This window comes from Dietzia sp. NPDC055340 (genome assembly GCF_053645335.1).
This window is the reverse complement of record NZ_JBSHML010000002.1, coordinates 122,197-136,061: the sequence shown is the minus strand read 5'-3', so window position 1 is coordinate 136,061 and position 13,865 is coordinate 122,197. Positions and strand designations below refer to the sequence as shown.

At 67.6% G+C, this 13,865-nt stretch carries 11 protein-coding genes; 4 read left to right on the top strand and 7 right to left on the bottom strand.

All coding sequences use genetic code 11. The features are described from left to right. Nucleotides 1-219 precede the first annotated feature (219 nt). Both ctaC and ACWIFB_RS01755 read left to right on the top strand, forming a co-directional pair. The gene (ctaC, locus tag ACWIFB_RS01760) at nucleotides 220-1,338 is read left to right on the top strand and encodes an aa3-type cytochrome oxidase subunit II (protein WP_452099457.1); all 1,119 of its coding nucleotides are present in this window, start codon (nucleotides 220-222) and stop codon (nucleotides 1,336-1,338) included. A gap of 38 nt (nucleotides 1,339-1,376) precedes the next feature. Further along, nucleotides 1,377-1,793, top strand: coding sequence for a cytochrome c oxidase subunit 4 (locus ACWIFB_RS01755; protein ID WP_454057089.1), 417 nt, complete (start codon nucleotides 1,377-1,379; stop codon nucleotides 1,791-1,793). 152 nt (nucleotides 1,794-1,945) lie between these two features. On the opposite strand, the gene ACWIFB_RS01750 is transcribed toward ACWIFB_RS01755, so the two are convergent. Next, complete coding sequence (locus ACWIFB_RS01750) at nucleotides 1,946-3,103, bottom strand: acyl-CoA dehydrogenase family protein (protein WP_230929482.1); 1,158 nt, start codon at nucleotides 3,101-3,103, stop codon at nucleotides 1,946-1,948. Between the two features lie 159 nt (nucleotides 3,104-3,262). After that, a complete protein-coding gene (locus tag ACWIFB_RS01745) occupies nucleotides 3,263-3,787 on the bottom strand; it encodes a DUF3253 domain-containing protein (RefSeq protein ID WP_454057088.1) in 525 nt (174 codons plus the stop codon). Nucleotides 3,788-3,925: 138 nt separating this feature from the next. Between ACWIFB_RS01745 and ACWIFB_RS01740 the strand changes: the two genes are divergently transcribed. Then, nucleotides 3,926-5,494 carry an FAD-dependent oxidoreductase gene (locus tag ACWIFB_RS01740; protein ID WP_454057087.1) on the top strand — a complete coding sequence of 523 codons (1,569 nt, stop codon included), beginning with the start codon at nucleotides 3,926-3,928 and terminating at the stop codon, nucleotides 5,492-5,494. On the opposite strand, the gene ACWIFB_RS01735 is transcribed toward ACWIFB_RS01740, so the two are convergent. The 5 genes from ACWIFB_RS01735 to ctaE form a co-directional block, all read right to left on the bottom strand. Beyond that, entirely contained in the window at nucleotides 5,484-8,054 is a 2,571-nt protein-coding gene (locus tag ACWIFB_RS01735) for an AAA family ATPase (RefSeq protein ID WP_454057086.1), read from the bottom strand. The two genes, ACWIFB_RS01740 and ACWIFB_RS01735, sit on opposite strands and share 11 nt — an antisense overlap. A 90-nt stretch (nucleotides 8,055-8,144) precedes the next feature. After that, nucleotides 8,145-9,767 carry a cytochrome bc1 complex cytochrome b subunit gene (gene qcrB, locus ACWIFB_RS01730; RefSeq protein WP_452099461.1) on the bottom strand — a complete coding sequence of 541 codons (1,623 nt, stop codon included), beginning with the start codon at nucleotides 9,765-9,767 and terminating at the stop codon, nucleotides 8,145-8,147. After that, a complete protein-coding gene (gene qcrA, locus ACWIFB_RS01725) occupies nucleotides 9,764-10,954 on the bottom strand; it encodes a cytochrome bc1 complex Rieske iron-sulfur subunit (protein ID WP_230929477.1) in 1,191 nt (396 codons plus the stop codon). Before qcrA ends, qcrB begins: the two co-directional genes overlap by 4 nt. Then, nucleotides 10,951-11,835, bottom strand: a complete 885-nt coding sequence (gene qcrC, locus ACWIFB_RS01720) for a cytochrome bc1 complex diheme cytochrome c subunit (RefSeq protein WP_230929476.1) — start codon at nucleotides 11,833-11,835, stop codon at nucleotides 10,951-10,953. The genes qcrA and qcrC overlap by 4 nt, the downstream gene beginning before the upstream one ends. Before the next feature lie 56 nt (nucleotides 11,836-11,891). Continuing rightward, nucleotides 11,892-12,503, bottom strand: a complete 612-nt coding sequence (gene ctaE, locus ACWIFB_RS01715; protein ID WP_452099462.1) for an aa3-type cytochrome oxidase subunit III — start codon at nucleotides 12,501-12,503, stop codon at nucleotides 11,892-11,894. A 292-nt stretch (nucleotides 12,504-12,795) separates the two neighbouring features. On the opposite strand from ctaE, the gene trpD reads away from it, so the two are divergent. Next, complete coding sequence (gene trpD / locus ACWIFB_RS01710; RefSeq protein ID WP_452099463.1) at nucleotides 12,796-13,857, top strand: anthranilate phosphoribosyltransferase; 1,062 nt, start codon at nucleotides 12,796-12,798, stop codon at nucleotides 13,855-13,857. Nucleotides 13,858-13,865 lie beyond the last annotated feature (8 nt).

The window sequence follows — 13,865 nt, the reverse complement described above, 5'->3', positions numbered from 1 at the left end:
TACCTCGTCGATCGGAAGTCGGTAATTGGGCAGGGCCCGGAAGCACGGGCCGCGACGGGTTCGAATACTACTGGTCCCGGGCCCCCGTACCGCTCCGGCGGACGGCGCGGGGGCGCATCGGGTGAATTGCCGGACCCGCGGCATCCAAACTGAGAGTCGTGGTCTACTCTTCTTAGGTGTCCCGGCCATGTGGTCGGTGCCGCTGATCAGGAAGGCGTGATGGTGGAACAGCGTGACGGGCGTCGTCGGACGCGCAGGGCGACACTGGCTGTGTCTCTCGGCACATTGGGCTTGCTGTTGTCCGGTTGTAGCCTCCACACCGACAACAAGTGGTGGAACCAGACGATCAACTTCGGGTTCCCCACCGGGATCACCCCGGAGGGCGTCGCGATTCGTGAGTTCTGGACGGGCACCGTCATCACGTCGCTGATCGTCGGCTTCTTCGTGTGGGGCCTCATCTTCTGGTCGATGGCGTTCCATCGCAAGAAGAAGAACGACAACGGGGAATTCCCCCGTCAGACCGCGTACAACGTGCCGCTCGAGTTGATCTACACGGCAGTGCCGTTCGTGATCATCTCGATCCTCTTCTACTTCACCGTGATCACGCAGAACAAGGTGCTCGACCTGCGTCCCGAGGACGAGGTCGGGGTGCGTGTCGACGTGACCGCGTTCCAGTGGAACTGGAAGTTCGGTTACAACAAGGTCGACGTCGACGGTGTGACCATCGCGGACGGCACCAACGAGGAGGCGACCCGCCAGGCCGAGGAGGCCGGCGTGCTCTCCGACGAGCAGCGCGAGGCTCTCGGTCACGAGGGGATGCCCGCCGCGGGTGGCCCGATCCACGGCCGCCTCGCCGAGGACAAGTCGTACCTGCACTACAACAACATCGAGACCGTCGGCACCTCCGAGGAGGTCCCGGTCCTGGTGGTTCCGACCGATACCCGGATCGAGTTCCGCCTCGCCTCGGCCGACGTGATCCACTCGTTCTGGATCCCCGAGTTCATCTACAAGCTGGACGTCATGCCGCACCCCGGCCGCAACCAGCAGCTGAGCATGTTCCAGGTCGAGAAGATCGACAGTGAGGGCGCCTTCGTCGGACGGTGCGCCGAGATGTGTGGCGTCTACCACGCGATGATGAACTTCGAGCTGCGGGCGGTCTCCCCGGAGGACTTCGCCCAGTACATCCAGTTCCGTCAGGACAACCCGACGGCCAGCAATGCCGAGGCGCTGCAGGAGATCGGCCAGACGCCGTACGCCACGTCCACGTCCCCGTTCAAGACGGGCCGTAGCGATACGCGTGACCAGAACAACATCATCGAGAACGCGTCGGCCAACTGACGCCTCTCCCGGGTATCACGCGAAGGACTCCTTAAGCGATGAACGCAACAGTAAGAATCTTCGACGGGCTGTTTATCTTCCTCGCCGTCTTGGGAATCGGGTACGGCTATCTGACCGGCACCTCCCGCACCGGCGTGGAGTGGGTGGGCACCACGGCCTTCATCCTCTCGGCCGGCCTGAGCCTGCTCATCGGTGGCTACCTGCGCTTCGTGGCCCGTCGTATCAGCACGCTGCCCGAGGACTACGAGGAGGCCGAGGTCTCCGATGGTGCCGGCGAGCTGGGCTTCTTCAGCCCGCACAGCCTCTGGCCGTTCATGATGGCCTTCTCGATCTTCATCATCGGCTATGGTGCGGCGTTCTGGAACTGGTGGGTGATCATCGGCGGCGTGATTGCCCTGATCATCACCGTGTGCGGCCTGGTCTTCGAGTACCACTGGGGTCGCGAGAAGCACTGATCCCGGTGTGAACGACCCCGTAGAACCCCCGGCGCGGACCCGCGCCGGGGGTTTTCGCGTACACCGAGACGGGCGTCGGAAACGGAGCGGGGCCCCGACCGCGGTGAGCGGACGGGGCCCCGGGCGACGCGCAGCCAGGTGCGGACGTGTGGTTACAGTCCCATGTCCTTGGCGATGATGGTCTTCATGACCTCGTTGGTGCCACCGTAGATGCGGTTGACGCGGTTGTCCGAGTACAGGCGTGCGATCGGGTACTCGTTGATGAAGCCGTAGCCACCGTGGAGCTGGAGGCAGCGGTCGATGACCTCGGCCGCGACCTCGGTGCAGAACAGCTTGGCCGAGGCGGCCTCGGCGGGCGTGAGCTCGCCGACGTCGAGGGCCTCGAGGGCGCGGTCGGCGACGGCCTGGGCCGCGTCGACCTTGGCCTTACACGCCGCGAGCTCGAACTTGGTGTTCTGGAACGAGGCGACGGTCTTGCCGAACACCTCGCGCTGCTCCACGTACTCCTGCGCGAAGCGGACGGCCGCGGCGGCCTGACCGTAGGCACCGAAGGCGATGCCCCAGCGCTCGGACGGCAGGTTCTGGCCCAGGTAGTTGAAGCCGCGGTTCTCCTCACCCAGCAGGTCCTCGACCGGCACCTTGACGTCGGTGAACGAGAGCTCCGCGGTGTCCGAGGTCTTGAGGCCCACCTTGTCGAGCTTGCGGCCCACCGAGTAGCCCTCGAGCGACGTCTGCACGGCGAGCAGGGAGATCCCGAACCGGCGGTCGTCCTCACGCGGAGCGGAGGTACGGGCGCACACGATCATCCGGTCGGCGTGGACGCCGCCGGTGATGAAGGTCTTGGCGCCGTTGAGGATGTAGTGCGTACCGTCCTCGGAGAGCTTCGCGGTGGTCTTCATTCCCGCCAGGTCCGAGCCGGTGCCGGGCTCGGTCATGGCGATGGCCCACATCTCCTCGCCGGAGACGAACTTGGGGAAGTAGCGCTTCTTCTGCTCCTCCGTGGCGAGCATCTTGAGGTAGGGCAGGCAGAGCGCGACATGGACGTTGGATCCGCCGAAGGTCACGCCGGCCCGGGTGATCTCCTCGGTCTGTATGGCCTCGAACTTGTGGGTGTCCAGGCCGGCGCCGCCGTACTCCTCGTCCACCGTGATACCGAACAGGCCGAGGTCGGCGAGCTTGTAGTAGAACTCGCGGGGGACGATCCCGGCCTCGTACCACTCCTCGAAGTGGGGGGTCACCTCGGACTCGATGAAGGAGCGGAGGGTCTGGCGGAAGGCCTCGTGGTCTTCGTCGAACACAGTGCGGCGCAAAGGTCTGCCTTTCCAATGGTCGATCCGCCGCTCGAATCGCTGCGGCTGGACGTGCCGTCAGAGGAGCGGGGCCTCAGGGTGGTGGACTACTACCAACGAGTAGCTTACAAGGAAAGGAGTGCACTCCGCCGGGCTCGCGGCTCATCCGTTGGTGTTGATTCACTCAGTGGTCTCGACGAATTCCAGCGCGGAGTCCGCGACGAGGCGGATCGGTCCCCTCACGTCGGCCCCGCCGACCCGCTGGCCCTTCTGCGTCACCGCCACCATGCCTCGCCCCCGGAGGTCGAAGGCGACCGACCGAGCTGTGTCCATGAGTTCGCGCCACTGATCCCCGCCGACGACACGGGCCGCATCGGAAGGGCAGATTGACCCGGTGCCCCGGGCGCGCAGAAGTGTCCTGATGGTGGCCTCGAGCCGCCGGCGTGTCCCGTCCTCCGTCGGTTCCCACCACGGATCGCCGCGTTCGCCGAGGGCGACCTTCGCGTCGTGCACCACCACCCGTGCCGCGTCACCGTGCTTCTTCACGCCGCGTCGCCCGGCCATGAGCGCGCGGACCAGCTCGATACGCAGCTTCTCCGGGATGGACGGATCGGTGGCGCGCCACCGCCTTCCACGCATCACGATGTAGCGCCCGTCATCGGTGTGTTCCACTCTGCTGTCCCGGCCGGGCTGATCATCGGTCATCCCGTCGATCATGCCTGTGCGCGTCGCAGCGCGGTGTCGATCAGCTTTCCCGCGGGGCCGGGCCGGGCCGGTGCTATCGTCGCGATGGGGCACTGAAACGTGTTCTACAAACGGCGGGCGGAAGACGAGGAACATACCGTGACAGTTCAGGACGGAACATTCGACGCGGAATACGACGTGGTGGTCGTGGGGTCGGGTGTGGCGGCGTTGTTCGGCGCCGCGGCCGCGGCCTCCCGCGGATTGTCCACGTGCCTCGTCGAGAAGACCGACCGGTTCGGTGGGACGTCGGCGTACTCGGGCGGGGCCGTGTGGCTTCCCGGCAACCCGGTCCTGGCCCGCGACGGACTCGAGGACTCCGTCGAGCGTGGGCGGACGTACTTCAGGGCCGTGGTGGGCGATCGCACGGATCAGCAGGTGCAGGACGCCTTCCTGAGCACCGGCCCGGCGGTCGTGGAGTTCCTGCAGGACGAGCTCGGGATCCCGATGCGGTTCCAGGCGTTCCCGGACTACTTCGACGCCCCGGGCCGCCAGGAGGCGGGCCGGAGCATCTACCCGAAGCCGATCAAGGGGGTCGAGGTCGGGGCCAGGGTCTCGGATGTCCGGTCGGCGGTGCCCGTGGACCAGTTCGCCGCCGACGAGGACACCACCCGTCTCGAGGGCGGCCGTGCGTGGGTGGCCCGCCTCGTGCTGGCAATGGATGCGATGGACAACGCCGGTTTGCGGCTCTCGAGCGCCGCCCGCGAACTGATCCGCGACGCCGACGGACGCGTGATCGGGGTGGCGGTGGACGAGAACGGAGAGCGTCGGGCGCTGGGAGCCCGGCGCGGGGTGCTCGTCGCGGCCGGCGGCTTCGAGCGATCCGCCGAGCTCCGTGAGCGGCTGCAGCAGATGCCCACCGCGGACTGGTCCTCGTCGCACCCCGACACCGGATCCGGGGACGCGGTCCGCATGTTCGAGGCTGTCGGCGCCCGGCTCGACCTGCTCGACCAGTCGTGGTGGTGCCCGGCGACCCTGTTCCCCAACGGGCACGCGGCCTTCACCCTGGGATTCCGGTCCGGACTCATCGTCGACGGCACCGGTCGCCGGTTCGCCAACGAACTGCTGCCGTACGACCAGATGGGACGAAAGATGCGCGCCCGGATGGCAGACGGGGCGGGCGACGACTTCTGGTTCGTCTTCGACGACGCGGAAGCCGGAGGCTTCCCGGCGATCTGTATCCCCGCACCGGGCGCGGACGATCTTCGCGCGGCCGGTCTCTGGCACACCGCCGGGAGCGTGGAGGAGCTCGCCCGGGCCACGGGTCTTGATCCTGCAGCCCTGCGCGCGAGCGTTGACCGCTTCAACGAGTTCGCCGAGCGGGGGGAGGACGCGGACTTCCGCCGTGGCGAGGACCCCTATGGTCGCTTCTTCGTGGGCGCCTCGACCGCGCAGGAGTGCCTGCGCCCGGTGGGCGGCGAGCGCCTGCACGCGGTCCGGCTGGTGCTGGGCGACCTGGGAACGAAGGGCGGCGCGGTGATCGACGTCAACGGCGCGGTCCTCGACACCGAGGGTCAGCCCATCGCGGGCCTGTACGCGGCCGGTAACTCCTCTGCGTCCGTCTCCGGCGAGGCCTACCCCGGGCCCGGCGTGCCGCTCGGGTCGGGCATGGCGATGGCGTTCCGCGCGGTCGCGGACATGGTGGGTGAGCCGCTCCCCGTCACGCTCTAGCCGACCCCGGCCCGCGGGCCCAGGTCAGGAACTCCGCTGCCGACAGGATGGGTTTCTCCCATTTCTGTGCATTGCGGGCCTTCGTCGACTGGGTCCCGGGCTCCGCCACGACCAGGACGTCGCAGCGGGCCCTGGTGACGTTCGCGACCGGCTCGAGACCTCCCCGGGTCGCCAAACTCTCCATCTCCTCGCGAGAGAGGAGAACGCCGTCGTGGTCGAGCGCGCTGCCGGTGAAGCACACCCGCGTCCCCGGGCTGAGCACCGACTCCGCCTCGGCCTCCGCCGCCGCGCTCAGCCCGCTCGTCACGTCGGCGCCGAGCACCCCGGCAACGGTCTGCAGTCGTGACCACAGTTCGGCGGTGACGGTCACCCGCTCCGCCGCGTGGCGAATCTGCTCTGCCACCAGAGTCCGGGCGCCTTTACGGAGCTCGCGGTCTCCGGCCGTGAGGCCCACAGCGCCGTGGTTGTCGTCGTCCTCATCGTGGTCGCCCCCGCGCACGCTTTCGGTGCGGGGCCCGCCGGCCCCCGCGCCGCCTGCCGCCCATCCTCGTCCTGACAGGTCCAACAGGGACGCGCCCACGTCGGCGCTGACCGTCAACATCGCCGACAGTTGGGGGAGCACCTCCGAGGTCGGCGTGGTGATCCCGACATCGCGGCTGAGCAGGTACCCGAGCTCCGTCTCTTCCACGAGATCGGCGTCGAACGTCCCGGAGGTGCCGTCGTCAGGCCACAGACGGCCATGTGCCGCGAGCGTCGCCCGCGCGCGGGTGAGGGCCGACGCCGCACGTGTCCGAGTCTGCTCGGCCGGCGTCAGCAGGTGCGGGGGCACGTCGACCCCCAGGGGCGTCGGGGACGCGCTGCCGAGCCGCCGGAGCTCGAACTCCACCTCGCCGAGCGTCCGGTCGGCGCCCACCGCGACCGGCGTGTGGCCGTCGAGCAGCGGGGCGAGCACCGTCCACGCCTCGAGGAGCGTGGGTGCGAGCAATACATCCGAGACGGTGATGCCGTACTCCGTGCGTGCCCGGGCCATATCCCGCTGCGGGTTGAGGAGGGTGGTGACCGCGGTGCCGTCCGGGAACGCGACCGCCAGCTCGACCGGCCGTGGGCGCGCCCAGGGACTTTCGTCGCCGACGGTGAGGGTGGCGATCGCGCAGTATCGGCGCGGCGGGGCGTCGGTGTCGGGGGAGCGCAGGAAGCGGGTGATCCGCCGGTCGGTCTTGAGGTCCCGCGCCTGCACCGGACGGGTGAGGACCAGACCGTCGAGCGTGCGGCACCGGCTCAGGGCCACGTAGAGCTGGCCGGCGGCGAAGGTACCCCCGCTGAGGTCCACGACCAGTTTGTCGAGCGTCTGCCCCTGACTCTTGTGGATGGTGATCGCCCACGCGAGCGCGAACGGGTACTGGGTGTAGGTGCCGACCACCTCGTGTCGCATGGCGGCGCCGGAGGCGACGGGGCGGGTGACGTCCCAGGTGTGCAGCGCGACCTCGGCGACGTCCCCGCCGGTGAACCGGACGACGACGACGGGACCGCGCTCGTCCCGATCACCACGTCGACCGAACGTCACGTCGAGAACGCGGCCGATCGAACCGTTGACCCACCGGTCGGCCGGGTCGTTGGTCAACATCATGATCTGTGCGCCGATCTTGAAGCTGAGCGTCCTGGCCGTCGGGGGTTCGAAGTCGGACATATCGCCGGTGCTGGTGGCCTCCATCGCCAGCTCGGCACCCGGTAGGCGCTCCAGTCGTCGGCGGTTGCGCGCCGTGGCCATCCGGTTGGTGGTGGTCAACGTCAGCCAGAACTCGTCATCCGGAGGTTCGAAGTCCGGGTCCGTGCGCGCATTCAACCTCGCCCGGGCGTGGCCGACGAGGCTTCCCTCACGTATCGAGTTGAGGATGGTGGCGAGTGTGGGGTCCCCGGACTGTCGGAAGACGTGGGTGAGGTCGACGGTGGGGAAGTGGTCGCGGCTGAAGTGCGCGGCGGAGAAGAAGTACGGGGTCTCGTAGACGGTCGTGAAGGTCGACTTCTCGTTGTCCGGGACCACGGGCGGGAGTTGGAAGAGGTCTCCCACCAGGACCACCTGGACGCCGCCGAACGGCAGTGTCGGATCGGGGCCGAACCGTTCGAGGGCCACGGAGATCATGTCGAACACGTCAGCGCGGATCATGGACGCCTCGTCGAGGACGAGCGTGCGCACGCGGGACAGGGCTGTGGCGAAGCGGCCGGGCCGGTACGCGGGACCGCGGACGTGTTCCACGGTGTGGCTCGGATGGAAGCCGAAGAGCCGATGGATCGTATAGCCGCCGACGTTGAGTGCGGCGATACCGGTGGGTGCCGCGACCAGGGTGGGGTGGTCGGTTTCGGCGAGGAAGTGCCGGATGAGCGTCGACTTTCCGGTCCCGGCCTTGCCGGTGAGGAAGAGGTCGTGGCCGCCGTGGAGGAGCTGGAGGGCATGGCGGATTTCGTCGGTGAGGATGATCCCGGCCCCGGCCCCGGCCCCGGCCCCGGCCCCGGCCCCGGCCTCGGCCCCGACCCGGGCGCGGTCTCGCTCGTGCGACGTCATTGTTCTCCTGTGCGCGGGGATCGGTTGCTCAAAGACCGCGGGCCGGATCTCCGTGTGGAGATCCGGCCCGCGGTCGGGTACTACAGGGGATCAGTGCTCGTCATTGCGACGGGCACGGTTCTCCTCCTGGAGCGTGTTGAGCATCCGGTACTCACGCTCGTGCTTGTCATGCGACGAACCCTCGAGCAGCTCGGCCTCGTCGGCCGGGTCGGCGGACAGGCCACCGAACGGGGGACGCCCGGCGACTCCCAGCTGGTTCATCTTGGAGGGCACCTTGGCACCCGCGTACTCGAGCGGGATCGCGTGCCCGTGCTCGTCGACCTCGCCGAGCGGCTGGTGGACCTCGATGAACTCACCCTGCGGCATCCGCATGATGATGCCGGTCTCGATGCCGTGCTCGAGCACCTCACGGTCCGCACGCTGCAGACCCAGGCACAGACGGTAGGTGGCGAAGTACACCAAGGGCGGCAGCAGGATCAGCCCGATACGACCGGCCCACGTGGTGGCGTTCAACGAGATGTTGAAGTGGTACGCGATGAGGTCGTTCGCGCCCATCAGCACGAGGATCACGTAAAACGTGATGGCCATCATGCCGGCGGCGGTGCGGACCGGGACGTCGCGCGGACGCTGCAGCAGGTTGTGGTGAGCCGTGTCGCCCGAGAACTTGGACTCGATCCACGGGTAGACGAACATCAGGGCGACCATGGCGCCGAGCATCACGGCCACCCAGGTGGTGGCGGTGACCGTGTACGGGCCGAGGTAGAGCTCCCAGGCCGGCATCACACGTGCACCGCCCTCTGTCCAGAGCATGTACCAGTCAGGTTGGGAGCCCGCCGAGATGTGCGCCGGATTGTATGGCCCGAGGTTCCATATCGCGTTGATGGTGAACAAGCCCGAGAAGAGCATGATCACACCGAGCGTGATCGCACCGAACGCGATCGACTTCACCGCGAAGACCGGGAGGATACGCACGCCGACGACGTTGTTCTCGGTGCGGCCCGGCCCGGGGAACTGCGTGTGCTTCTGGTACCAGACCAGCGCGAGGTGCGCGGCGATCAGGGCCAGGATGATGGCCGGGATGATCAACACGTGCAGGACATAGAAGCGCGGGATCATGAGCTCGCCGGGGAAGTCCCCGCCGAAGATCATCCAGTGCATCCAGGTGCCGATCACCGGCAGGCCGACGATGATGGCGGAGGTGATCCGGAGGCCGGTGCCGGAGAGGAGCTCGTCCGGCAGACCGTAGCCGAGGAAGCCCTCGACGATGCCCAGGAGCAGCAGCACACAACCGATGATCCAGTTGGCCTCACGCGGGCGGCGGAACGCCCCGGTGAAGAAGATTCGGATCATGTGGACGACCATCGAGGCGACGAACAGCAGCGCCGCCCAGTGGTGGATCTGCCGCACGAAGAGACCGCCGCGCACCTCGAACGAGATGTTCAGTGCGGTCTCGTACGCCCGGGACATCTCGATGCCGTTCAGCGGCGCGTAGGCACCCTGGTAGATCACCTTCGACATGGACGGATCGAAGAACAGGGTGAGATAGACACCCGAGATCAGCAGGATGATGAAGCTGTACAGGGCGATCTCGCCCAGGAGGAAGGACCAGTGCGTCGGGAAGACCTTGTTGATCTGCCGGCGCATGCCCTGGGCCATGGTGTACCGCGAGTCGAGATTGTCTCCGACTGTGGCGAGTTTGGTGTTGTTGCTCATGAACGACGCTCCCAGAAGGCAGGTCCGACCGGCTCGATGAAGTCACCGTTGGCGACGAGGTAGCCCTCGTTGTCCACGGCGATGGGCAGCTGCGGAAGCGCACGCGCGGCGGGGCCGAAGACCGGCTTGGCGTACTCGAGCGCATCGAACTGCGACTGGTGACACGGGCAGAGAAAACGGTGGGTCTGCTGCTCGTACAGCGAGGTGGGGCACCCGAGGTGGGTACAGATCTTCGAGAAGGCGTACAGGTCGCCGTAGTTGAAGTTCTCCTGGCCCTTGCGCTTGATCACGCGAGCGGCGTCCTCCGGGCGGAAGCGGATCAGCATGACCGCGTTGCGGGTGCCGTGGATCGAGTGCATGTCCTCGGTGAAGTTGCCGATCGCGCTCGCGGGGAGCGGGAACACGGACTCGAGGGCTCCGGTCGAGAGATCGTCGATGTGGATCCGCTCGAGCCGGCCCTGTCCGGCGGGCGGGTGGCCGTCCGGGAAGACCTTGGCGGTGTCACGACCGAGGTAGACCTTCTCCGGAGGCAGACCGTCGGGACGGGTGTCCGAGGCGAGCGTCCAGCCCGTGGTGTGGAGCGTGCCGTCGCCGGCGACAGTCATCGGGCCGCGCTTCCACGGGTTCTTGATCATGCCGCCGAGCGGCAGGATCGCGGAGAGGCCGATGAGACCGACGCTCGCACCGAGGAACCCGCCCATGACCTTGCGGCGACCCAGGGTGGAGGACTTCCACGAGTCATTGAGCTCGGCGACGATCGTCCGCCGGTCGACATCGGACGACGGGCCGTCGTGGCGCGTCTGGACCGAGATCTCCTCGGGAACGAACTTCTTGGTGAACTGCACCGCGCCGAAGCCCAGGAACAGGATCGACAGACCGATCGTGAGGCCGAGAAGCGGCGTGTACGCCATGTACAGCGCGTGGCCGGCCTCTCCTTCACCCTTGTGCTCCCAGGGCCAGAAAATGTACACGGCGGCGAAGGCCAGGCCGAAGAGGGCGGACAGGGCGAACCAGATAGTGACGGTCCGTGCGGCGCGCTTCTCGGCGCGGGTCTCGACACCCTCGGGCCAGCGGGCCTCGCGGAACTTGACGTCGACCTCGTCGAGCTCGGTACCGAGCCGGACGAGCTCCTCATCGCTCATCCGGTCCAGGTCCGCGGGGGACGGGTTCTTGGGGGTCTCACTCATGAACGGGATCCGATCCACAGGGTCGCACCGATGAGGGCGACGATGCCGACAAGCCACATGGCCACACCTTCGGTGACGGGGCCGAGGCCACCCAGGCCATAGCCGCCGGGGGAGACCTTGGAGTCAGCGTTCTTGATGTAGGCGATGATGTCCTGCTTCTCGTCCGGCGTCAGCTGGCGATCCGAGAACTTGGGCATGTTCTGCGGGCCGGTGAGCATGGCCTGGTAGATCTCCTGCTCGTTGGCAGGATCGAGAATCGGGGCGTACTTGCCCGCGGACAGGGCACCACCGCGACCGGTGAAGTTGTGGCAGGACGCGCAGTTCAGGCGGAACAGCTCGCCACCGCGGGCCAGCTCCTCGGCGCGGCTCTCCCCGGAGACGCCGCGCAGGCTCTCCTGGGCGATGGTGCCGTCGGGGTTGGTGATGATGCCCGGTCCGCCGCCGTACTGGTCGACGTAGGCGGCCAGGGCGACGATCTGGTGCTCGCTGTAGCGCGGCTTCTTGCGCTCGGCCTGGGCCTCGTTGTCCGCTGCCGGCATGCGACCGGAGTGCACCTGGAAGTAGACCGAACCCGCGCCGACGCCTACGAGCGAGGGGCCACGGTCCTCCACGCCCTGCAGGTTCTGTCCGTGGCAGGTGATGCAGGCGACGTCGTAGATCGACTTACCCTCGGCGATGAGCGCGGCCTGATCCTGCTGCGCGGTGGCCACCTGCGGCTCCGGGACCACGGCGGTCGCGATGGCTCCCGCGCCGAGCAGACCGGCGGCGATGACGAGCGCGCCGGTCGCCTTGCGGCGCCGCTTGGTGGAAGCAGTCCGCGTGGTGGCCGGCGCCGGTTCAGGCGCCGGCGAGTCCGCAGCGGATGGGTGAGGTGAGTTCATTGTGAGTTCCCTTTGGTGTTGGGACCTGCTGGACACAGCGTCCTGCGGCCAGCTGACTACTGAATGAAGTAGATGGTGACGAAGAGGCCGATCCAGACGACGTCGACGAAGTGCCAGTAGTACGACACGACGATCGCCGCGGTGGCCTGCGCCGGGGTGAAGCGCGACATCGTCGTACGCATCACGAGTACGACGAAGGCGACCACGCCGGCCGCCACGTGGAGTCCGTGGAATCCGGTGGTGATGAAGAAGACCGACCCGTAGACACTCGAGGAGATGGTGACGCCCTCGAGGTACAGGTACAGGTATTCGTAGGACTGGCCCAGCAGGAAGACCGTCCCCATGACCGCCGAGATCACGTACCACCGGCGTAGGCCGAAGACGTCGCCCTGTTCTGCCGCGAAGACACCCATCTGACAGGTGAACGACGACGCCACGAGGATGACGGTGATCGTCACGGCGAAGGGCACGTTGAGGTGCACCGGATAGGAGGGCCAGTCACCTCCCGAGTTCGCCTTGGAGACGAAGTACATCGCGAACAGGCCCGCGAAGAACATCAGCTCCTGGGACAGCCAGATGATGGTGCCCACACTGACCATGTTCGGCCGATTCAGCGAATGAACACGCTGGGCCATGGCCGATCCTGAGTTATCTACTGCGCTCGTCACGTGGCCAAGTATGACCCCTGAGGTGGGTGGAGTCTGCATGGACCCCCGAAATCGGCGTGTCCGCTCAGTGTTTCCGCAGGTCGTTTTCGAAACTTACTGGAAGCACCCCGGAAATCGTCCCCCTTGCAGGGGCTATCAGGGCACTCTCAGGCGTGCCTCCGGAACCTGCGTTCCGGTCTCATCCAGGGTGGGCGGTCGGCCCCGTCGGGCTGTGCGGTGGCACGATTGACGGCGAATGGTCGGCGTTGTCGAAGGCGTCGTGCGATCCGGTATTCGGAGGAGGTCGGTACACGTGGGCAGTTCGGCGACGTTCGACGGGGGGCACTCGTGGTCCGCGGTGCTCGGCACCCTGACCAGCGGTGAGGACCTCGATCCTGCCGCCGCCGGCTGGGCGATGGCCCGGATCATGGAGGGCGTCGCCTCCGACGCGCAGATCGGGGCATTCGGGGTCGCGCTCAAGATGAAGGGCGTGACGGGCCCGGAACTCGACGCGCTGTCCGCGACGATGCTCGATTACTCTCGCCGGGTACCCACCTCCCGCCCGTGTGTCGACATCGTGGGCACCGGCGGGGACCGTCAGGGGACGGTCAACATCTCCACCATGTCGTCGCTCGTGGTGAGCGCCTGCGGGGTACCGGTGGTCAAGCACGGCAACCGGGCCGCGTCGTCGAAGAGCGGCGGGGCCGACGTGCTGGAGGCGCTGGGGGTGGCGATCGACCTGGGGCCCGACGAGGTCGCCCGGTGCCTGGATGAGGTGGGGATCGCCTTCTGCTTCGCCCCCGTCTTCCATCCCGCCCTGCGCTTCGCGGCCGCGCCGCGCAAGGAGATCGGCATACCGACAGTGTTCAACATCCTCGGGCCGCTCACGAACCCGGCGTCCCCGATCGCGAATCTCATCGGGTGCGCGTTCGAGAATCTCATGCCGGTTATGGCCGAGGTGTTCGCGCGTCGGGAAAAGTCGGCCCTGGTCGTCCGCGGATCCGACGGGCTCGACGAGATCACCATGACCGGGGCGACACGCGTGTTGCGTGTCGCGGGCGGGCATGTCGACGAGGATTCAATCGAACCCGGGGATTTCGGCATGCAGACCTGCTCGATCGAGGAGTTGCGGGGCGGCGACGGCGAGCACAATGCGGGTGTTGCCCGCGATCTGCTCGCGGGCGTGAGAGGCCCGGTCCGTGATGCCGTGCTCCTGAACTCCGCGGCAGCCCTGGTGGCCTTCGACGGGCTGGACAGGGACGCGGACCTGGTGAGCGCCATGCGTTCTGCAGTGGATCGGGCGGCGGCGGCGATCGACGACGGCTCGGCGGCTCGGCTACTCGACACGTGGGCCCGGGTCAGTAGGGTTCGCTGACGCCGCTC